This window comes from Paracoccus stylophorae (genome assembly GCF_028553765.1).
Taxonomy (GTDB): Bacteria; Pseudomonadota; Alphaproteobacteria; order Rhodobacterales; family Rhodobacteraceae; genus Paracoccus; species Paracoccus stylophorae.
The window spans coordinates 813,693-834,564 of record NZ_CP067134.1; the positions used below are offsets into that span (position 1 = coordinate 813,693).

General features: G+C 68.6%; 21 protein-coding genes and 1 tRNA gene. 9 read left to right on the forward strand and 13 right to left on the reverse strand.

The features are described 5' to 3' along the window. Nucleotides 1-4: 4 nt before the first annotated feature. The 8 genes from JHW45_RS04035 to JHW45_RS04070 all read right to left on the reverse strand — a co-directional run bounded on the left by JHW45_RS04035 (nt 5) and on the right by JHW45_RS04070 (nt 7,033). Nucleotides 5-1,150: an SPFH domain-containing protein gene (locus tag JHW45_RS04035; RefSeq protein ID WP_272859668.1), complete on the reverse strand. Its 1,146-nt coding sequence runs from the start codon at nt 1,148-1,150 to the stop codon at nt 5-7. Between the two features lie 60 nt (nt 1,151-1,210). Continuing rightward, a complete protein-coding gene (locus tag JHW45_RS04040; protein WP_272859669.1) occupies nt 1,211-2,059 on the reverse strand; it encodes an alpha/beta fold hydrolase in 849 nt (282 codons plus the stop codon). Continuing rightward, nucleotides 2,056-2,706 (reverse strand): haloacid dehalogenase type II, encoded by a 651-nt coding sequence (locus JHW45_RS04045; protein ID WP_272859670.1) that lies wholly within the window; start codon nt 2,704-2,706, stop codon nt 2,056-2,058. Before JHW45_RS04045 ends, JHW45_RS04040 begins: the two co-directional genes overlap by 4 nt. Beyond that, a complete protein-coding gene (locus JHW45_RS04050; protein WP_272859671.1) occupies nt 2,703-3,491 on the reverse strand; it encodes an enoyl-ACP reductase FabI in 789 nt (262 codons plus the stop codon). The genes JHW45_RS04045 and JHW45_RS04050 overlap by 4 nt, the downstream gene beginning before the upstream one ends. 28 nt (nt 3,492-3,519) lie before the next feature. Beyond that, complete coding sequence (fabB, locus tag JHW45_RS04055; RefSeq protein ID WP_272859672.1) at nt 3,520-4,749, reverse strand: beta-ketoacyl-ACP synthase I; 1,230 nt, start codon at nt 4,747-4,749, stop codon at nt 3,520-3,522. Nucleotides 4,750-4,771: 22 nt separating this feature from the next. Further along, nucleotides 4,772-5,281, reverse strand: a complete 510-nt coding sequence (gene fabA / locus JHW45_RS04060) for a bifunctional 3-hydroxydecanoyl-ACP dehydratase/trans-2-decenoyl-ACP isomerase (protein WP_272859673.1) — start codon at nt 5,279-5,281, stop codon at nt 4,772-4,774. 136 nt (nt 5,282-5,417) lie between these two features. Then, nucleotides 5,418-6,290 carry a glycosyltransferase family 2 protein gene (locus tag JHW45_RS04065; protein WP_272859674.1) on the reverse strand — a complete coding sequence of 291 codons (873 nt, stop codon included), beginning with the start codon at nt 6,288-6,290 and terminating at the stop codon, nt 5,418-5,420. Beyond that, a complete protein-coding gene (locus JHW45_RS04070) occupies nt 6,287-7,033 on the reverse strand; it encodes a hypothetical protein (protein ID WP_272859675.1) in 747 nt (248 codons plus the stop codon). The genes JHW45_RS04065 and JHW45_RS04070 overlap by 4 nt, the downstream gene beginning before the upstream one ends. A gap of 272 nt (nt 7,034-7,305) precedes the next feature. Here JHW45_RS04070 and infC point away from each other — a divergent pair, with 272 nt between their 5' ends. The 4 genes from infC (at nt 7,306) to JHW45_RS04090 (ending at nt 11,506) form a co-directional block, all read left to right on the forward strand. Next, a complete protein-coding gene (gene infC / locus JHW45_RS04075) occupies nt 7,306-7,776 on the forward strand; it encodes a translation initiation factor IF-3 (protein ID WP_272859676.1) in 471 nt (156 codons plus the stop codon). Nucleotides 7,777-7,850: 74 nt separating this feature from the next. Continuing rightward, nucleotides 7,851-8,321, forward strand: coding sequence for a dUTP diphosphatase (gene dut / locus JHW45_RS04080; RefSeq protein ID WP_272859677.1), 471 nt, complete (start codon nt 7,851-7,853; stop codon nt 8,319-8,321). Beyond that, entirely contained in the window at nt 8,321-9,400 is a 1,080-nt protein-coding gene (locus JHW45_RS04085) for a HesA/MoeB/ThiF family protein (protein WP_272859678.1), read from the forward strand. Before dut ends, JHW45_RS04085 begins: the two co-directional genes overlap by 1 nt. An 81-nt stretch (nt 9,401-9,481) precedes the next feature. Continuing rightward, nucleotides 9,482-11,506, forward strand: coding sequence for a M3 family metallopeptidase (locus tag JHW45_RS04090; RefSeq protein ID WP_272859679.1), 2,025 nt, complete (start codon nt 9,482-9,484; stop codon nt 11,504-11,506). A gap of 32 nt (nt 11,507-11,538) precedes the next feature. Here JHW45_RS04090 and JHW45_RS04095 read toward each other — a convergent pair whose 3' ends face one another. Continuing rightward, the gene (locus tag JHW45_RS04095; protein ID WP_272859680.1) at nt 11,539-12,165 is read right to left on the reverse strand and encodes an SH3 domain-containing protein; all 627 of its coding nucleotides are present in this window, start codon (nt 12,163-12,165) and stop codon (nt 11,539-11,541) included. A 207-nt stretch (nt 12,166-12,372) separates the two neighbouring features. Between JHW45_RS04095 and JHW45_RS04100 the strand changes: the two genes are divergently transcribed. Further along, nucleotides 12,373-13,374, forward strand: a complete 1,002-nt coding sequence (locus tag JHW45_RS04100) for a 2-hydroxyacid dehydrogenase (protein ID WP_272859681.1) — start codon at nt 12,373-12,375, stop codon at nt 13,372-13,374. A gap of 80 nt (nt 13,375-13,454) precedes the next feature. Then, the gene (locus JHW45_RS04105; RefSeq protein ID WP_272859682.1) at nt 13,455-14,612 is read left to right on the forward strand and encodes an MFS transporter; all 1,158 of its coding nucleotides are present in this window, start codon (nt 13,455-13,457) and stop codon (nt 14,610-14,612) included. Nucleotides 14,613-14,804: 192 nt separating this feature from the next. On the opposite strand, the gene panC is transcribed toward JHW45_RS04105, so the two are convergent. Continuing rightward, a complete protein-coding gene (gene panC, locus JHW45_RS04110; RefSeq protein WP_272859683.1) occupies nt 14,805-15,662 on the reverse strand; it encodes a pantoate--beta-alanine ligase in 858 nt (285 codons plus the stop codon). Between the two features lie 176 nt (nt 15,663-15,838). On the opposite strand from panC, the gene JHW45_RS04115 reads away from it, so the two are divergent. After that, nucleotides 15,839-18,340, forward strand: coding sequence for a GcvT family protein (locus JHW45_RS04115; protein WP_272859684.1), 2,502 nt, complete (start codon nt 15,839-15,841; stop codon nt 18,338-18,340). Between the two features lie 21 nt (nt 18,341-18,361). On the opposite strand, the gene JHW45_RS04120 is transcribed toward JHW45_RS04115, so the two are convergent. Further along, nucleotides 18,362-18,922 (reverse strand): TetR/AcrR family transcriptional regulator, encoded by a 561-nt coding sequence (locus JHW45_RS04120; protein WP_272859685.1) that lies wholly within the window; start codon nt 18,920-18,922, stop codon nt 18,362-18,364. Between the two features lie 286 nt (nt 18,923-19,208). Next, a tRNA-Gly gene (locus JHW45_RS04125) sits at nt 19,209-19,283 on the reverse strand. 164 nt (nt 19,284-19,447) lie between these two features. Between JHW45_RS04125 and JHW45_RS04130 the strand changes: the two genes are divergently transcribed. Together JHW45_RS04130 and JHW45_RS04135 are read left to right on the forward strand one after the other, a co-directional pair. After that, nucleotides 19,448-20,065 (forward strand): DUF5671 domain-containing protein, encoded by a 618-nt coding sequence (locus JHW45_RS04130; protein WP_272859686.1) that lies wholly within the window; start codon nt 19,448-19,450, stop codon nt 20,063-20,065. After that, a complete protein-coding gene (locus JHW45_RS04135; RefSeq protein ID WP_272859687.1) occupies nt 20,058-20,495 on the forward strand; it encodes a hypothetical protein in 438 nt (145 codons plus the stop codon). The genes JHW45_RS04130 and JHW45_RS04135 overlap by 8 nt, the downstream gene beginning before the upstream one ends. 4 nt (nt 20,496-20,499) lie before the next feature. On the opposite strand, the gene JHW45_RS04140 is transcribed toward JHW45_RS04135, so the two are convergent. Further along, entirely contained in the window at nt 20,500-20,865 is a 366-nt protein-coding gene (locus JHW45_RS04140) for a DUF4260 domain-containing protein (RefSeq protein WP_272859688.1), read from the reverse strand. Nucleotides 20,866-20,872 lie beyond the last annotated feature (7 nt).

Here is a 20,872-nt window from a genome sequence, read left to right on the forward strand (position 1 = left end):
GGCGTCAGCCCGGCAGCGGCGGCGGCATCGTGGTGAACAGCTGCGCCAGTTCGGGCACATCGTCGGCGGGCAGCCAGCCATCCTGGCCGGGCGTCCAGACCAGCGTGTCGCGGCTGAAGCGACCTTCCAGGATCAGACGCCCCAGATGCCCGCGCCCATAGGGACCCTGCGCCTCGCCCTCCAGCGCGACATGCCAGACGGTCTCGCCGCGCCGCTCGGGCAGGGGTGGGGGAACGGGTTGGGCGGTCGTCGCCGCCACCGCTGCGGCGGGCTGCGGACCCCAGGGGCCGGGACGCGGGACCGCCGCCCCCATGCCCATCGCCGCGCCGATGGCCGCGCCCATGCCTGCGCCCATGCCTGCGCCCGCCCCGCCCTGGTTCTGGCTGGCGTTCAGCATCGCCTCGCTTGCCGCGTATTGGGCGAACCGGTCCAGATCGCCGATGATGCCCATGGAACTGCGCTTGTCCAGCATCGCCTCGACCGCCTCGGGCAGGCTGATATTCTCGATATAGAATTCGGGAATGCCCAGCCCATAGGCCGCGATCACCGGCTCGATCGCGCGGGCGACCATCTTGCCCAGCTGGTCGGTGTTGGCCGCCATGTCCAGAACCGGGATGCCCGAGCCGGCGATCATGCGCGAGAATTCCTGAACGATCACGTTGCGGATCTGGAAGCTGATCTCGTCGCGGGTGAATTCGCCGTCGGTGCCAACGATTTCGGACATGAACCGTGCCGGATCGGTCACGCGCATGGAATAGGTGCCGAAGGCGCGCAGCCGGACCGGGCCGAATTCGGGATCGCGCGCGATGATCGGGTTTTTCGTGCCCCATTTCAGATCGGTGAAGCGGGTGGTGTTGACAAAATAGATTTCCGACTTGAACGGGCTGCGGAACCCGTGATCCCAATGCTGCAACCGGGTCAGGACCGGCAGGTTGTTCGTTTCCAGCAGGTAAAGGCCGGGGCCGAACACATCGGCAAGCTGGCCCTCGTGGACGAAGACGGCGGCCTGCCCTTCGCGGACGGTCAGCTTGGCGCCGTATTTGATCGCCTTGCCGACCGTGGGAAAGCGATAGACCATCGTGTCGCGGCTGTCGTCGGTCCATTCGATGATCTCGATGAACTCTCCGCCGAGGATGTCCAGAATGCTCATGCGTCGCGCCTTTCCTGCATATGCCGGGTGGCGGCATTCAGGGGCGCGACGCGCGTTTTGTCAATCGCGGCGGACCGAGGCGCCGCCGTCCAGCTTCGCCAGCCAGCGCCCGATGGCATCGAGGCTTTCGGGTTCGTCCAGCCACGGCACATGGGCGCGGTCCGGCACCTGGGCCAGGATCATGTCGGGGCGGCGGCGCTGCATCTCGGCCGTGATCTCGGGCGACAGCAGGTCGGAATTTGCACCCCGGATCAGCGCGACCGGCAGGCCCGCCGTCGCATCCCACAGCGGCCACAGATCGGGCTGTTCGCCCTTGAACGCGGCAAGGAACGCGTCGCGCAGGGCAGGGTCGTATCTGACGTGCAGCCCGTCGGGCGTTTCCCGATAATGCTTGCGCGCATCCGACAGAAAGCGGCCGGGCGGGACATTCGCAAAGCCCGGCGAGGCGGATGGCAGCTTGTCCGCCAGTTCCTCGTATGTGCGCGCCCTTGGATTGCGGCCGACATAGTCGAAGATGCGCTGCAAGCCGGCCTGATCGATCACCGGGCCGACATCGTTCAGGCACAGCCCCAGCAAACGGTCATGCGCGACCGCCGCCAGCAGCATCCCGATCAGCCCCCCGCGCGAGGTGCCCAGCACCGCCGCCTTGTCGATCCCCAGATGATCCAGCAGCATCAGCGCGTCGCGCCCCTCCTGCGGCACGGTATAGGTGTCGGCGCCGGTATGGTCCGACTGACCGCGCCCGCGATAATCCATGCGGATCATGCGCACGCCCGACAGATGCGGGGCAAGGTAATCGAAATCGCCCATGTTGCGCGTCAAGCCCGCCAGGCACAGGACCGGCAGGCCCTGCCCCTCGTCGGCAAAGGCCAGCCGCGCGCCGTCCTCGGCGGTGAAGAATTGCGTCATCTCAGCTCCTTCAGGTCGGTCAGGATGCGGCCCGGCCGACAGGGCAGGCGGTCCACGGGCAGGCCGGCCCGGTTGATCCAGACGGTTGCAAAGCCAAAGCGGGTCGCGCCATAGATGTCCCACCCGTTCGACGAAACGAAATTGATCGCCGCCGGCGCGCGGCCGAAATGGTCGGTGACGATCCGGTAGGATTCGGCTGCGGGCTTGAACCGGCCGGCCGTCTGAACCGACAGCAGCGCGTCCAGCCGCCCGGTCAGACCGGCCGAGGCCAAGGCGCTGTCCAGCATGGCGGGCGATCCGTTGGAAAAGATCGCCGTGGCCGCCCCGTCGGCGCGCAGCCGGTCCAGCACCTCCGCCACCTCGGGATAGGCGGGCAGGCTGCGATACAGCTGCAAAAGCCCGTCGGCCTGTTCCGCCGAGACGCCGTGACGCTCGGCCGCCCAGTCCAGCGCGTCCGAGGTGACCTGCCAGAAATCGACATGATCGCCGGTGATCGCGCGCAGCCAGGAATATTCAAGCTGCTTTCGGCGCCAGTCGGCCGACAGCGCCGCCCACACCCCCGTCAGCGCCGGATCGCGCTGCGCCGCCGTTCGGGCCGCGCCGTCCACGTCGAACAGCGTGCCATAGGCGTCAAAGACCCAGATCACAGATTTTCCGATTGCGGCATCCCCAGCACGTGATAGCCGCCATCGACGGTCACGATCTCGCCCGTGGTGCAGGCGCCCCAGTCAGACAACAGCCAGCAGGCGGTGCCGCCGATGGCCTCAAGCGTGGCGTTGGCGCGCAGCGGCGCGTTCGCCTGCGTGTGGCGGAACGTCTTGCGCGCGCCGCCGATGGCCGCACCGGCCAGCGTCTTCATCGGGCCGGGGCTGATCGCGTTCACGCGGATCCCGTCCGGCCCCAGATCGTTGGCCAGATAGCGGACACTGGATTCCAGCGCCGCCTTGGCCACGCCCATGACGTTGTAGAACGGCGTCACCCGGTTCGACCCGCCATAGGTCAGGGTGACGATCGACCCGCCCGCCTGCATCAGCGGATGGGCGCGCCGCGCGACCTCGATCAGCGAATAGCAGCTTATGTCCAGGCTGTGCTTGAAATTGGCGCGGCTGGTGTTCACGAACCGGCCCGTCAGTTCGTTGCGGTTCGAGAATGCGATGGCGTGGATCAGGAAATCCAGCCTTCCCCATTTTTCCGTGATCGCCGCGAAGGCCGCGTCCAGCGAGGCGTCGTCGGCGACATCGACATCCAGCAGGAAATCCGACCCCACCGAGGCGGCCAGCGGCTGAACCCGCTTGCCGAACGCCTCGCCCTGATGGGTGAAGGCCAGTTCGGCCCCTTCGGCCGCGACGGCCCTGGCGATGCCCCAGGCAATGGAATGGTCGTTGGCGACCCCCATCACAAGCCCGCGCCTGCCCTTCAGAAGATCGCCCATATTCTGCCCTTTGCGTCGTTTCTTTGTCTTATTCCGTATATTTCGACATCAGCAACGTCGCGTTGGTGCCGCCGAAACCGAAGCTGTTGGACAGGACGGAATCCAGCCCCGCATCGTCCACCCGGCTGGTCGCAATCTCGCCCGGATGGATTTCCGGGTCCAGCGTCTGCACATTCGCCGAGGCGGCGATGAAGTCATTTTGCAACATCAGCAGGCAATAGATCGCCTCGTGCACCCCGGTCGCGCCAAGGCTGTGGCCGGTCAGCGACTTGGTCGAACTGATCGGCGGCGTGTCGCCCTCGCCAAAGATGCGGCGGACGGCGCGGACCTCGCCCACATCGCCCACCGGGGTCGAGGTGCCGTGCGCGTTGATATAGCTGACCTTTCGGCCTTCGGGCAGCGTGTCCAGCGCCAGGCGCATGGAACGCTCGCCACCCTCGCCCGACGGGGCGACCATGTCGTATCCGTCGCTGGTCGCGCCATAGCCCGTCACCTCGGCATAGATCTTCGCCCCGCGCGCGCGGGCGTGTTCCAGTTCCTCCAGCACGACGACGCCGCCGCCGCCCGCGATCACGAACCCGTCGCGGCTGGCATCATAGGGGCGCGAGGCGGTTTCGGGCGTGTCGTTGTATTTCGACGACATCGCGCCCATCGCGTCGAACAGGCAGGACAGCGTCCAGTCCAGCTCCTCGCCGCCGCCGGCGAAGACGATGTCCTGCTTGCCCATCTGGATCTGCTCGACCCCGTTGCCGATGCAGTGCGCACTGGTGGAACAGGCCGAGGTGATCGAATAGTTCACGCCCTTGATCTTGAACGGCGTCGCCAGCGTGGCCGAGTTGGTGGACGACATGCAGCGCGTGACCATGAACGGACCCATCCGCTTGGGCGCGCCCTTTTCGATGACGATCCGGTGGGCCTCGAAGAAGTTCGAGGTGGACGGCCCGCCCGATCCCATGATCAGCCCGGTGCGCGGATTGGACACGTCTCCGTCTTCCAGCCCGCTATCCGCGATGGCCTGCTGCATGGCGATGAAGTTATAGGCCGCGCCGGGACCCATGAAGCGCAGGTTGCGCTTGTCGATATGATCCTCCAGCACGATCTGCGGCATGCCGTGGACCTGGCTGCGAAAGCCGTGTTCGGCATATTCGGGCGCAAAGACGATGCCCGAACGGCTGGTGCGCAGGCTGTCGGTCACCTCTTCGGCGCTGTTGCCGATCGGGGATACGATGCCAAGCCCGGTGATGACGACGCGTCGCATTGGCGGCCTCCTCAAAATGAAATCAGTTGGCCGACAGCGCGACCTTCATGTCCTTGACCAGATAGATCACCTCGCCATCGGCCTCGACGCGGCCATCGGCCACGCCCATGGTCAGGCGGCGGGTCTGCACCGCCTTGGTGAAATCGACGAAATAGCGCAGCAGCTTGCGGTCCGGGCGGACCATGCCGGTCAGCTTGACCTCTCCGACGCCAAGCGCATAGCCGCGCCCCTGCCAGCCGCGCCAGCCCAGGTTGAAGCCGGTCAGCTGCCACAGCCCGTCAAGGCCCAGACAGCCCGGCATGATCGGGTTGCCGGGGAAATGGCATTCGAAGAACCACAGATCTGGGGTGATATCGAACTCGGCCACGACATGACCCTTGCCATGCGGTCCGCCATCCTCGGAAATCTCGGTGATGCGGTCCATCATCAGCATGGGCGGTTCGGGCAGTTGCGCATTGCCTTCGCCGAACAACTCGCCGCGGGCGCAGGCAAGCAGGTCGTCGCGGTCGAAGCTGGTCTGCGTCATTGCCATCCGATTGTGCCTTCCCTGTCGGCGCGCTTGTCCGCCGGTGTCCGAATTGACGTCCGGTCTATCATTCGCGACAAAGCGCGTGCAAGTGCAAGAGGGTCCGCGACAGAGACCGCGACTGCGGGCGCGCGCGTGGCAGTCAGAACCACTGGCCGGGTTCCATCAGCCCCAGCTCCATCAGCTGCTGCGCGCGCCAGTCGAACGGGTGCGAGTTGCGCCAGGTAAAACCGCCGATGGCGTCGCGCGATCCGGGATTGGTGGCCAACGCCTTCGCAACCCGGAACGAGGCGATGGCGGCGGTCAGGTTGTGATGCCACGGGCATGAATAGGTGTTGTATTCGGCGATATTGAAGCGGTGATCGGGCTGGATGCGCAGGCCGGCGCCGGCGCGGAACAGCGCGATCCGGTCAATCCGGCGCCGATCCTCGGGCACGAATTCCTCGAACCGCCAGCGCAGCCCGCCGTGAAAGGCAAGCTGGCGTTCGGCGGGCGTGCCGTCCTGACCCGGCTGCGCCAGCGCGTAATATCCGGTGCGGTCGAAGAACGGCCGCTCAAGATCGACCGCATCCGGGCAGCGGTGCAGATCGGATGCGTAAAGGTCGATCACATAGGTCAGCATCGCATCGCGCCGTTCCTCGGTGTGAAAGGCCAGCATCTCGCCGACGCTGCGATGTTCGGAAAACGGGAAGAACAGGAATTCGGCGTTGAAACAGTAATAAAGCCACGTCCCGGCGGGAACCGCGCCGATCACCGCGTTCACCGCATCGACATGGGCGTGGGGGCGGCGCGTGTTCCAGATCAGGTTGGTGACATCGCCCGACAGCGCCTCGGGCAGCGCCAGCGGTTCGGGCGACAAGGCCAGGATGTGGCGGAACCCGGCGCGCAGATGATGGGTCAGCGTCTCGGCCACCGCCACATCGTCCTCGACCAGCACGACGGCCAGGGGCCCGCGCCGGATGCTGTCGGGGCGTTGGCGCAGGTAATCGTGCAGCGCCGGGGTGGCCGGGGTCATTTCATCACGGCCTTCACCTGATCCAGCGCCGCGCGCAGCAGGTCGGGATTGCCGGCGGCGGTTTCGATCAGCCGCTGCAACGTCGCCTTCTGCGTGGGCGAAATCTGCGCGTCCTCGATGATGCGGGCCACGCGGTCGGCATCGAACCCCTCGGGCGTCAGCAACGCCTCGATCTGGGCGGCGGTCGCGGCGGCATCGGCGGCGCGCGCCGTGGCTGCGGCGGCGTCCGAGGCGGCGTCGGCGGCGGTTTCGGCGGTGTCCTGATCGGTCACGTCGCGCTCGGCGGTGTCGGCTGCGGCGTCGGCGGCGCGGTCGGCTGCGGCCAGCGCAGCCTCGGCCGCGGCCTCGGCTTCGGTGGCGGCCTCGCTGGCGGGCTGCACCTCGGCGTCCTGCGAGGCGCGCACCGCCTCGGCCGCGGCGTCGGCGGCGATGGCTGCGGCATCGGCTGCCGCGTCGGCGGCGTCCGCCGCCTCGTCTGCGGACACCGTCTCGCCGGCGGGCGCGTTCTCGACCGCGCGGTTGACGGCGTCGGCGGTGTCCTGCGTGTCCTCGGCGGCGCTGTCCGCGATCTGCGCGGCTTCGCCCGCCGGCGTGTCGGGGGCGTCGATCCCGTTGCTGACGGTCTCCTCGCTGGCGGTCTGTTCCGGCGCGGGCGGCGGCGTGTCTCCTTCGGTCGACGACCACCACCATCCGCCGGCGATCGCCAGCAAGAGAATCACGATCACTGGCACAATCTGTCGCATCCGGTCATGTCCTTGAAACGGGCCGCAGCCCTGTCCCTGCGCTTATCGCACAGCCGCGCCGCGCCGAAAAGCCGCCGACAGGCGGCAAAACCGGCCGGAATCGCGCGATAAGCGCGGCTGCGGCGATCAAATCCGGTTGAATCGGCGTGACGCGGGCCTTATTTTCGGTCCATTCCCGTGATGGCAATACAAGGAGCAACGCCATAGCCCGCAGACCGCATAACGCACCGCCCACCCGTGACACCGGCCCCCGCGTCAACGAACGCATCCGCGTGGCCGAGATTCGCCTGATCGGCCCTGAAGGAGAGAATGTCGGCGTCGTCTCGCCCTCGGTCGGGCTTGAGATGGCACGGGAATCGGGGCTGGACCTGGTCGAGATTTCTCCCAACGCGACCCCGCCGGTCTGCAAGGTGATGGACCTCGGAAAGTTCAAGTACGAACAGCAGAAACGCGAGGCCGAGGCGCGCAAGAAGCAGAAGGTCATCGACGTCAAGGAAGTGAAGTTCCGTCCCGGCACCGACACCCACGATTACGACGTCAAGATGCGCAACGTGATGAAATTCCTGGAAGGCGGCGACAAGGTGAAGGTCACGCTGCGCTTTCGCGGCCGCGAGATGGCGCATCAGGATCTGGGGCTGGAGCTTTTGAACCGGATCAGGGACGATGTCGGCGAGACCGGCAAGGTCGAGGCGATGCCCAAGCTGGAAGGCCGCCAGATGGTGATGATGATCGCGCCGCGATAAGGTTGGGCGCGACGTCAGCATGAAACAGGGCCGCGCAGGCAAGGCCGCGCGGCCTTTGCATGGAAAGGTGAAGCATGTCGCAGCCGCCGGTGATCGGACTGATGCGGACCGCCGACGCCGATGCGTCGCTGCCGCTGCCCGCCTATGCCACGACCGGGGCCGCGGGCGCCGATCTGCGCGCGAATTTTCCCGCCCATCAGCGTGACGGGGCGCGGATTGCGCCGGGCGAACGCGCGCTGGTCCCGACCGGGCTGACGCTGGACATTCCGGCCGGGTGGGAGGTGCAGATCCGGCCAAGATCGGGGCTGGCGCTGCGCCACGGCGTCACGCTGGCCAACGCGCCGGGCACCATCGACAGCGATTATCGCGGCCCGCTTGGCGTCATCCTGATCAATCTGGGGTCCAGCGTCTATCGCATCGCGCATGGCGACCGGATCGCGCAGATGGTCGTCGCGCCCGCCCCGCAGGCCCGCTTTGCCGAGGTGTCCGCGATTGCCGGCACGGCGCGGGGGGCGGGCGGTTTCGGGTCCACCGGAACCGGCTGATGCTGGGGGTCTGGCTGCTTGCGGGGCTGGTCGTGCTGTCGCTGCTGCTGCGGTGGCCGCGCCGGGTTCTGCTGGCGGCGATGGGTTGTCTGTGGGCCGTGTTCGTCCTGTTGCTGACGCTGCTGCCCGACAGCGCCGCCGCGCGCGCCATTGGCGGGACGGCGGCGCACTGGCTGGTCGCGGGCGGGATCGTCGCGCTGATCCTGGCCTATCGCGCGCTGCTGGCGCGTTTGCGCGCCCGTGCCAGGCGGCGTGATCCGGCACCCGAGACCGGGCAACCCGGCGACGGCGCGATGTCGGACGCCGAACTTGACCGCTATGCGCGGCATCTGGTCCTGCGCGAGATCGGCGGCGCGGGCCAGATGCGTCTGCGCGGCGCGAAGGTGCTGGTCGTGGGCGCGGGCGGGCTTGGCGCGCCGGTCTGCCTGTATCTGGCGGCCGCCGGGGTGGGGCGGATCACGCTGGCCGATGACGACACGGTCAGCCTGTCCAATCTTCAGCGTCAGGTGATCTTCCGCACCCGCCAATGCGGCCAGCCCAAGGTCGCCGCCGCCGCGCAAGGCATGGCCGATCTGAACCCGCATGTCGCCGTCACGGCCCTGTCGCGCCGCATCACCGCCGCCGATGCCGATCTGGTCGGCGGGCACGATCTGGTGATCGACGGCACCGACAGCTTTGCGGTGCGCGAGGCGGTCAACCGGGCCTGCGTTGCGGCCGGCGTGCCGCTGATCTCGGGCGCGATCGGCCAGTGGGAGGGGCAGGTGACATTATACGATCCGGCCCGCGGCGGGCCGTGCCTGACCTGCCTGTTTCCCGCCGCGCCCGCGCCGGGTCTGGCCCCGCCCTGCGCCGAGGCGGGCGTGGTGGGCGCATTGCCCGGCGTCATCGGCAGCCTGATGGCGCTTGAGGCGATCAAGCATCTGACCGGCGCGGGCCAGGGGATGCGCGGCCGGATGCTGATCTTCGACGGGCTTTACGGCGAGACGCGGATGGTGCGGATCGCGGCGCGCGCGGAGTGTCCGGTCTGCGGCCCGCGCAAAGCCGACGGTCGCGACGCCGTTTCGCATCCGTCGCCGTAGCCTGCCGGCAATGATCGCGTTCCCGCTCTGGAAACTGCCGGGGCCGCGTTCTAGGCTTTGGCCAAGGACAGGAGGTCTGCCATGAACCCCGAACTGACACGCTGGACCGGCCCCGAGGGGCTGCCGCGCTTCGACCGGATTTCCGACACCGATTTCGCGCCCGCCTTCGACCGCGAACTGGCCGCCGCCGAGGCCGCGATGGAGGCGATTTCGGCCAACCCCGCGCCCGCGACCTTCCAGAACACCGTCGCCGCGATGGAGACGGCGGATGAGGGGCTGAACCGGGTGCTGTCGATCTTCTACACGCTGGCCTCGGTCGATTCGAACCCGGCGCGTCAGGCGTTGCAGCGCGATTTCGCGCCGCGACTGGCGGAATACGGCAGCCGGACGGGCATGGACCCCCGGCTTTACGCGCGGGTCAAGGCGGTGGCCGAGGACGCCGCGACGCTGGCGCCGCAGGATCGGCGCATCACCGAACTGGCGCTGCGCGACCTGACGCGGGCGGGGGCCGGGCTGACGGGTCAGGCGCGCGCGCGGATGACCGAAATCCGCAGCCGTATGGCGGTGCTGACGACGCAGTTTGCCCAGAACGTGCTGGCGGATGAACGCGACTATGTGCTGCCGGTGGCCGACGACCGTCTGGGCGGGCTGCCCGACTGGCTGATCGCGTCGATGCGCGCGGCGGCGAAGGAACGCGGGCTGGACGGTCAGATCGTGACGCTGAACCGTTCGCTGATCGTGCCGTTTCTGGAACATGCCGAGGATCGCGCCCTGCGCGAGGTGGCGTTCCGGGCCTGGACCGCGCGCGGCACGGGCGAGGGGGCGGGCGGTGCCGACACCGACAATCTGCCCTTGGTCGAGGAGATCCTGGCGCTGCGGCACGAACGCGCGCAATTGCTGGGGTTTGCCGATTTCGCGACCTACAAGCTGGCACCCGAGATGGCCGGCAGCCCCGACCGGGTCGAGGATCTGCTGATGCAGGTCTGGACCCCTGCCACACGCCGCGCCGCCGAGGACGAGGAGCGGCTGACCGCCTTGGCGCGCAAGGACGGGGTGAACGGCGCGTTGCAGCCCTGGGACTGGCGGTTCTACGCCGAACGCCTGCGCCAGGACACGCACCGCGTCGATCCGGCGGCGGTCAAGCCCTATCTGACGCTGGATGCGATGCTGGGCGCGGTGTTCGACGTCGCCCATCGCCTGTTCGGGCTGGAGTTTCAGCCGGTCGAGGCGCCGCTGTGGTCGCCCGACGTGCGCGCGTGGAAGGTGACGCGCAAGGGGCGGCTGATGGCGATCTTTCTGGGCGATTTCTATGCGCGGCCCACGAAACGGTCGGGCGCGTGGTGTTCGTCGCTGCAAGTGCAGCACCGGATCGGCGCGGGCCAGCGCGCCATCGTGGTGAATGTCTGCAATTTCACCCCGCCCGAACGGCCGGGCGAGCCTGCCTTTCTGTCCTGGGACGATGCGCACACGCTGTTTCACGAATTCGGACACGCGACGCATCACATCCTGTCGGAGGTGACCTGGCCCTCGATCTCGGGGACGTCGGTGGCGCAGGATTTCGTCGAACTGCCCAGCCAGCTTTACGAACACTGGCTGGAACAGCCGCAGGTGCTGGACGCGCATGCGCGCCATTACCGGTCCGGCGCGCCGGTGCCGGCCGATCTGCGCGACCGCATGATCGCCGCCGGGCTGGCCGATGCCGGGTTCTCGACCACCGAATATCTGGAAAGCGCGCTGGTCGATCTGGCGTTTCATCGCGGCGCGCCGCCCGCCGACGCGATGGACCGGCAGGCCACGATCCTGCGCGATCTGGACGCGCCATCCGCCATTCCGATGCGTCACGCGACGCCGCATTTCGGCCATGTCTTTGCCGGCGACAGCTATGCCAGCGGGTATTACAGCTATATGTGGTCCGAGGTGATGGACGCCGACGCCTTCGCCGCCTTTCAAGAGACGGGCGACATCTTCGACCCCGCAACCGCCAGGCGGCTGGAGCAGACGATCCTGTCGCGCGGCGGTTCGGCCCCGGCGGATGAGTTGTGGCTTGCGTTCCGCGACCGGATGCCGGGGGTTGATGCGCTGCTGAAGGGGCGCGGTCTGGCCTGAACCGCCGCCGGACGGAGGCGGCTGGCGCGACGTCAGTCGCGGATTTCCTCCGGATCGACGCCCCAGATCGCGGTTTTCGGCACCCATCCGCGCTGCCCGCCGCCCGAGATGCGGCACCAGTCGCGGTTGCATTCGCCCAGACGCACGATGGCGCCCGCCTCGGCCCGCGCGACCACGTCGGAATCGAGGTTGGGGCGCGCCCGCAACTGGGCCATGTCCTCGATCACCAGCGCCGTCCGGACGCCCGACAGCAGCGCGTAATGGACCCATCCGCCGGCGCCGTCCTTGTCCTCGACGCGCCGCCAGTGCCCGAATTCCGCGACGATCCGCAGCGGCATCCCGGCGTGACGGAACACCCAGTCGATCCGGTGCGACAGGCTGGGGCCGCGCCGCGCGTTCCCCTCATTGCCCTTGAGGCTGACATAGCGCGGGATCGGAAGATTGGTGACCGGGCCGCGCTGACCCTGATCGTCCGCCGACTGCACCCGGATCAGGCGCGCCCCCGCCGAGGGCGCGGCGCTGAATCCGGTCTGCGGCAGGTCGTGCGACCCGGCGGATGCGGGGCCGGTTTCTGCGGCACCGGCAAGCGCGGCAGCCGCCACAATCAGCGCCGCACGAACCGTTGTCGCGCGGTGTTTCCAAATCGCCCGTCTGTTCATCTGCCGTCCGTTCCTGCCCGATCGCGCCCGATCGTCCGTATCCGTTCCTGTCGCGCCGGCCGTGGCGGCCGCGTCGGGTCAGCGACCGTTCGCCCGCCATGGCTGTGCGCGGGGTCTTGTGCATGGCCCTCAACGCGGGCAGTTTGCCAAAAGCCGCCCGGCATTGGAAGTGTGCCGCCCACACGACTTCGAGAAAATGAGGTTCTCATGCACAGCCCCCAGCCATCGCGTCAGAAGCTGCGTGTCTCGGTCACCCGCCGTCTGCCCGACGCGGTCGAGACCCGGATGAAAGAGCTGTTCGACGTCGCGCTGCGCGAAGACGACCGCAAGATGAGTCGCGAGGATCTGGTGCAGGCGATGCAGAACAGCGACGTTCTGGTGCCGACCCTGACCGACCAGATCGACGCCAGCATGCTGGCGCAGGCGGGCGAGCGGCTGAAGCTGATCGCCAATTACGGTGCCGGGATCGACCATGTCGATGTGCAGTCCGCCCGCCAGCGCGGCGTTCTGGTCAGCAACACCCCCGGCGTCGTGACCGAGGACACGGCCGACATGACCATCGCGCTGATCCTGGCCGTGACCCGCCGCATCCCCGAGGGCCTGGCCGAGATGCAGGCCGCGCGCTGGACCGGGTGGGCCCCGACCGCGCATCTGGGCGGCCGCGTGGGCGGCCGGCGGCTGGGCATCCTGGGCATGGGCCGGATCGGTCAGGCGGTGGCGCGGCGGGCCAATGTGTTCGGGATGCAGGTGCATTACCACAACCGCAAGCGACTGCGCCCCGAGATCGAGGACGAGTTGCAGGCGACCTATTGGGAAAGCCTGGACCAGATGCTGGCGCGGATGGACATCATCAGCGTGAACGCGCCGCACACGCCCTCGACCTTTCATCTGCTGAACGCGCGGCGGCTGAAGCTGCTGAAGCCGTCGGCGGTGATCGTGAACACCTCGCGCGGCGAGGTCATCGACGAGAACGCGCTGACCCGGATGCTGCGCGCGAACGAGATCGCCGGCGCCGGTCTGGACGTGTTCGAGCACGGGCACGAGATCAATCCGCGCCTGCGCGAATTGCCGAACGTGGTGCTGCTGCCGCATATGGGCAGCGCGACGGTCGAGGGGCGGGCCGAGATGGGCGAGAAGGTCATCATCAACATCAAGACCTTCGCCGATGGGCACCGGCCGCCCGACCTGGTGGTGCCCAGCATGTTGTGACCGGGCGAAAGGGGGCGCTGCCCCCATCCCCGTTCCGGGGATTCCCCCGGGATATTTGAACACCGAAGACGGGGGCGGGCATGGCGCGTTCCGCGCGCGGGGCCGTATCGGCGCTGTTTTTCCTCAACGGGCTGATGGTCGGAAGCTGGGCGCCGAAGCTGCCGGTGCTGATGTCGCGGCTGGACATCTCGGAGGCGGTGGCGGGCGGACTGGTGCTGTTGCTTGGGCTGGGCTCGGTCACGGTCATGCCGCTGTTCGGCGCGCTGACGGCGCGGCGCGGATCGGCGCATGCGGTGCGGCTGGCGGCGGTGCTGGCGACCCCGGCGCTGTTGCTGATCTCGGTCGCGCCGAATCTGGCGGCGACGATGGCCGCGGTGGTCCTGTTCGGCGCGACGGTCGGCGGCATGGACGTGTCGATGAACGCGAATGCGGTGGCGGTCGAGCGGCAGCGTCGGCGGGCGATCATGTCGTCCTGCCACGGGTTCTGGAGCCTGGGCGGCGTTCTGGGCGCGGGGCCGGGCGGGGTTGCGATCGCGATGCTGGGCGAGGTCTGGCACGCGGTGGCGGTGACGCTGGTGCTGGTCGCGGGGCTGGCGCTGTCGCTGCCGCATGTGCTGCGCGACGCGCCGGCGGCAGAGGGCGCGCAGGCGGCGCCGCTGCGGTTGCCGCGTTCGCCCTTGCCCTATGCGATCGGGTTCATGGCGCTGTGCTGCATGGTGCCCGAGGGTGCGATCCTGGACTGGGCGGCAGTCTATCTTCAGCGCGAGATGGGCGCGTCGCTGTCGGTGGCGGGCTGGGGCTTTGCCGCCTGCGCCGCGACGATGGCCGCGATGCGGTTTCTGGGCGACCTGCTGCGGCAGCGTCTGGGGGCCGTACGCACGCTGCGGATCGGCAGTCTGGTGGCGATGGCGGGGCTGGGTCTGGCCGGGCTGGCACCGGGGCCGGGGCCAGCAATTGCCGGGTTTGCGCTGGCCGGAATCGGGATTGCGAACCTGGTGCCGATTGCGTTTTCGGCGGCGGGGAACCTGCCGGGACTGGCCCAGGGGATCGGCTTGTCGGTGGTCACGACGATGGGGTATTCGGGCATCCTGCTGGCGCCGGGAGCGATAGGCTGGCTGGCCGAGCGGACCAGCTTTTCGGCGATCTATCTGGGGCTTGCGGCGCTGCTGCTGGTGCCGCTGCTGCTGTCCCGGCTGGCGCTGACGGCGGATTTCTCGACGGGCGGGGACGCGGCATGACCGGCGCGCAACGGGTCGTGCGTTGCTTTGGCGGGGCGGGCAACGGCGGCGCAGGCGCGGTGGCGATTGGGCCAGCAAATGCAGGGTTTTTCGCCGCACATCGCGTGCACCGGGGCGGCACGGGCTGTGCACAGCGCGTACACCGCTTGCGGGCGTTGCGGCGAGGGGCGCGGCTGTCCCTGCAGGTGGCCGTCAGGGATGGGCCACGCGCTGGTCGATCAGCAGCACATCGCTGAAAAGGACCGACAGCAGGATCACCACCGGGCGGTCGATGCGGGTGATGCGCGACAGATCGGCGGCGTCGCGGATGTCGACCGAGCGGATGCGGGCGCGCGGCTGATCGCGCAGCAGGGTGCGGATGCGGCGGCGGATCGTGTCGGGGCGCGCGCCTTGCGCGACCAGCCGCTGGCCCAGATCCAGCGCCTGGCTGAGGATCGGGGCGGCGGCGCGATCCTGCGGCGACAGGCGGCGATTGCGCGACGACATGGCCAGCCCGTCGGGTTCGCGCACGGTCGGCACCGCGATGATCTGCACGCTCATGTCCAGATCCGCGACCATCTGCCGCACGATGGTCAGTTGCTGGTAGTCCTTTTCCCCGAAGGTCGCGGCGTCGGGGTCGACGATGTTGAACAGCTTGGTCACGATCGTCGTCACGCCGCGGAAATGACCGGGCCGCAGCCGGCCCATCAGGATGCGCGACAGGCCCGTGACCTCGACCACGGTCTGCGCGCCGGGGCGATAGATGTCGCCGACCTCGGGCAGGAACACCGCGTCGCAGCCCTGCGCGCGCAGCATGGCGATGTCGGCATCCTCGTCGCGCGGATACAGCGCCAGATCGGCCTGCCGGTCGAACTGGGCCGGGTTGACGAAGATCGAGGCGATGACGCGGCCGCCGCCATGGGCTGCCAGCCAGTCGCGGCCGTGGGCGACAAGCTGCATGTGGCCCTCATGCAGCGCGCCCATCGTGGCGACCAGCACGACCCTGTCGCCCGCCGCGCGCCAGTCCCCGACGCAGTCCCTGACGGCCTGCCTGCTGCGGCAAATCTGCATGATCGCGCTGTCCCTGTCCGCCCCCGGATCGGGCGCAACCTAGCCTTGGCGGGCAGATTCGCACAAGCGCCGCGATGCAGCATGTCGTTTTTCCGTCGCCAATGGTCGGGCCGATGGGACCGGCGAAGGTGCCGGTGGCGGATACGGGAACCAGAAGACAGGGGAGGCGCGCCGTCATGGAAACGCATGTGAGGGTCCTGATCGTGGGCGGCGGGGCGGTCGGCTGCGGCATCGCCTATCACCTCGCCAAGGCCGGCTGGCAGCCGCTGCTGGTCGAGCGGGACGAGCTGACGGCGGGATCGACCTGGCACGCGGCGGGCCTGCTGCCCTTGTTCAACATGGGATATGCGACCAGCCATATCCACGATCATTCGGTCCGGATGTATGCCGGGCTGGAGGCCGAGACGGGGCTGAATCCCGGGTTCACCCGCTGCGGCAATCTGCGCATGGCGCAGACCGATGCGCGGATGGATGAATACATGCTGTATTCCGCCACCGCCGAGACGGTGGGCATCGAGCATGAATTCCTGACGCCGGCGCAGATCGCGGAACGCTGGCCGCTGGTGCGGACGGACGATCTGAAAGGGGCGCTGTTTCACCCCACCGACGGCTATATCAACCCCGCCGACGTGACGCAGGCGATGGCCAAGGGCGCGCGGATGGCCGGGGCCTCGGTGCAGCGGAAGGTGCAGGTGAACGGCTATCGCTGGACCGGGACAGAGTGGGTCGTGACCTGCGAGCGGATGGTTGAGCGGGGGGGCAATCTGGTGCCCTCGGGCGAGATGTTCGAGATCGGTGCCGAGCATGTGGTGACGGCGACGGGCAACCACGCGCAGCGCACCGCGCGGCTGTTGGGCATAAAGATCCCCGCGATCCCGGTCGAGCATCAGTATATCGTCACCGAACCCGACCCGGCGCTGGTCGCGTGGCGGAAGGCGGGCAACCCGGAACATCCGGTGCTGCGCGACGCCGATGCAAGATGGTATGTCCGCGAGGAACGCGGCGGCTGGATTCTGGGCCCCTATGAGGACGGCGCGCCGGCGCGGTTCCCCTATGCGGTGCCCGACAGTTTCCGCGCCGATCTGTTCGCGCTGGATCTGGAGCGGATCGAACGGGAATACATGTCGATGATCCACCGCATCCCGTCTTCGGAGCAGGTCGGGCTGAAGGACGATTTCAACGGGCCGATCTGCTATACGCCCGACGGCAATCCGCTGGTCGGGCCGGCACCGGGGCTGCGCAACATGTGGCTGGCCGAGGGGTTTTCCTTCGGCATCACGGCGGCGGGCGGCACCGGGCATTACCTGACCCAGATGATGACAGAAGGCGAGGCCGAGATCGACATGGCGTCGCTGGACCCGCGCCGATTCGGGTCCTGGATGACGACGGAATACGCCACGCGCAAGAACGAAGAGGCCTATTCCCACGTCTTCATCCTGCATCACCCCGACGAGGAACGGCCCGCCTGCCGTCCGCTGCGCACCTCGCCCGCCTATGACCGGCAAAAGGCGCGGGGCGCGCAGTTCGGGCAGGTGAACGGGTGGGAGCGGCCGAATTATTTCGGCCCCGTGGACGCGCCCGAAGGGTTCGACCGCGACGCGCGCAGCTTTCGGCGCGGCGGCTGGTGGCGATATGCGAAGGACGAGGCCGAGGCGATCCGCGGCGCGGCCGGGCTGATCGACGCGACGGCCTTTGCCAAGCATGTCGTGTCGGGGCCGGGGGCGGCGGCGTTTCTGGACGGCTTCACCACCAACACGCTGCCCAAGGTGGGCCGCATCAACCTGACCTATGCGCTGACCGATGCGGGCACGGTGCGCAGCGAATACACCATCGTGCGGCGGGGCGCGGACGGATTCTATCTGGTGTCGGCGGGGGCCTGGGCGGATTACGACCGCGATCACCTGCTGAAATCGGCCGAGGATTTCATGGCGGCGGGCGGCGATCCGGTGGGGGTCCACGACGTCACGACGCAATGGGGCGTTTTCGCGCTGGCCGGGCCTGCGTCGCGCGACATCCTGAACCGGCTGATCCGCGATCCGCAGCCCGAGACCGCCCTGTCGAACAGCCGCTTTCCGTGGCTGTCGGCGCGCGAGATCGAGCTGGGCATGGTGCCGGTTCTGGCGCTGCGCGTCGCCTATACCGGCGAGCTGGGCTGGGAGTTGCATCACCCGATCGAGATGCAGAACCACCTGTTCGACCGGCTGATCGAGGCGGGCGAGCCGTCGGGGATGAAGCTGGTGGGCGCGCGGGCGCAGAACTGGCTGCGGCAGGAAAAATCCTATCGCGCCTTCGGCACCGAGCTTGGCCGCGACGCCACCCCGCTGGAGGCCGGGCTGGACCGGTTCGTCGATCTGTTCAAGGATTTTCGCGGCAAGCAGGCGATGCAGCAGACGGGCATCCGCAGCCGCTGTGTCACCGTGCTGATCGACGGGCCGCCGGACGCCGATCCGTGGGGGCGCGAGGGGCTGTTTCACGACGGCGCGCGGGTCGGGCGCCTGACCTCGGGCGGGTATTCGGTGGCGTTCGGCAAGCAGATCGGCATGGGCTATGTCCGGCCCGATCTGGCCGCGCCGGGCACGCGGCTGAAGCTGCGCATGTTCCGCGACCTGTGGGACGCCGAGGTGGTCGAGGACAGCCCCCACGATCCGCGCAACGCGAGGATTCGCGCGGACGGCTGACGGCGGTCAGGGACGCAAGGGTCAGGGGCGCAGCAGCAGGCGCAGCAGCGCCTCGTATGGCGGGGGCGTGAAGGGGGCGTCGGGGCCCAACCGGTCCAGCCGCAGCAGCGCATAGCCGTGGGTCAGCGACCAGACCGCGCCTTCCAGCCGCGCGGCGTCCCGGGCGTCGCGGGCGAAGGGCGCGCAGTGGCGGCACAGGATCGCGTAGCATTCGGTGGCGACCGCCAGCAGATCGGGACTGGCGGTGCGCAGCGCCTCGAACATCAGTCGGAACAGCGGCTCGTGACGGTCGGCGAAGGCCAGATAGGCGCGGTTCAGGGCCAGCAGCCGCGCGAAGGGATCGTCGGGCGCGGCCGCCCCCGCCACCGCCAGATCGTCGCGGAACAGCTGAAAGCCGCGATGGGCGATGGCCTGTTTCAAGCCGTCCAGACCGTCGAAATGATGCGCGGGCGCGGCGTGCGACACGCCCGCCAGCTGCGCCGCGCCGCGCAGGGTCAGCGGTTTTCCGCTGTCCAGCAGGCGCAGACCGGCATCAATCAGCGCCTGTTGCAGGTTTCCGTGATGATGCGACGATCTTGGCATGGCTCATCTTGACGTTGTAAAGTTCGTTTGGCAAACGCCGCGTCGTAGTTGTGTCACGAGTGAGATCCGGGTCCGTTGCGGCCTGTGGCCCCGCGGAGCCGGATTGCCGCCGCGTCCGCCGTCTTGCCATCGCATGCGATGCCGCGAAGAAGGCGACGCGGCCCTTTTTTCGGTCCTTGACAAACGGCAGGGTCTGGAACGGGCGCGCTCTGTCAATGCCGCAAAGAAACGGCGGCGCGCGCCACAGACAAAACCGGCCGGACCATCTGGTCCGGCCGGTTTTGTCTGGAGCGGGCGATGAGATTCGAACTCACGACCCTAACCTTGGCAAGGTTATGCTCTACCCCTGAGCTACGCCCGCATCCGGTGCCAAGGGCCATGGCGGCCCCGGTGAGCGGTGATTTATGGGACCGGGCCGGGGCGTGCAAGGGGTAATTTTGGCTTTGCGCCAGATTCTTTGCGGCATTGACAGAGCGCGCCCGCCGGCACAGCGTCTGGCCGAATGTCGGGACCGCGAGGGGCAAGGTGGCATCATCCGATCACATGCGCGATTTCGTGCGACTGGCGCTGGAGCAGGGTCACGACCGCGACGCCATTGCGCGCGCGCTGGCCGAGGCGGGCTGGAGCGCCGCCGAGATCCAGGCCGCGCAGGCGGGCTGGGCCAAGCCCGCGGGGATGCCGCCTGTTCCCCGCCCGCAGCCTTACGTGTCGGCCCGCGAGGCGGTGTTTTTCGGGCTGATGTTTGCGGCGCTGGCGATGGTGGCGTGGAATCTGGTGCAGCTGGGCTTTGCGCTGATCGACGTGGCGATTCCCGATCCGACCGATCTCTATCCCCGCGATCGCGGGTCGATGCGGTGGCCGATGGCGGCGCTGCTGGGGTTTCTGCCGCTGTTTCTGTATCTGGACCGGCGGACGGTCCGCACCGTGCCGCGCGGCGCGGGCGGGCGCGAATCGGCGCTGCGGCGGCTGTTTGCGGCGGTGACGCTGCTGATCGCGCTGCTGACGCTGATGGGGGATCTGGTCACGTCGATCTATGCGCTGCTGTCGGGCGGTCTGACCCTGCGTTTCCTGGCCCGGGCGGTGCTGGTCGCGGTGGTGGCCGGGCTGGTGCTGGCCTATTACCGGACCGATCTGGATGGCTAGGCGGCGGCAGGGCTGGCCGGTCTGGGCCATCGCGGTGCTGGCCGTGGTCCTGATCGGTGTCGCGCTGACGCAGACCGGCGGGCCGATGCAGGGCCGGGCGGAACGGCGCGACGAGGTGCGCATCGCCGACCTGAACGCGCTGATGGCGCAGGCAGGCTGTCGCGCCGCCGCGACGGGGACGGTCACGGCCGATCTGAGGGCGACGCCCGCCTGTCCCGATGCGCCGCGCGCGACGGACCCGTTCACCGACCGCCCCTATCGGATCGAGGTGGTGGACGCGGAAAATCTGCGCCTGTGCGCAGCGTTCGAGACGCAGAGCTGGAGGGAACCGCATCTGCGCCGGCCGGATGTGCGCGCCGATGGCGATTGCCTGATCCATCGCATTGTCGCGGGGCAGGGCGGGGAAGAACAGATTGGGGAGTTTGACTGAGGTCCTAGCGCGGGCCGATGCGGCCCAGATGGGTCTGGGCAAACCCGGTCGGCTGTTTCAGGCCAAAGCCAAGCGCGCGGTCGATGCCGACATGGGCCAGCCAGATGCCGCCGGCGGCGATCAGGTCGGGGCGGCCCGCCATCAGCCCCAGAAGGGCAAGGATCAGCCCGTTGGCATAGAGATGCGCGGCGTTATAGATCGCGGCACCGATGCGCGGGCCGGCCAGATAAGCCAGCATCGCCAGATCCGGTGCCAGCAGCGCCACGGGCCAGACCCATAGCGGCCAACCCGACTGGGTGATCCCGGCCAGCACGACGGCGGCGGCGAAGATGCCTGCGCCCTCGATCCGCTGCCACAGGATCGGGGTCATCGCCGCC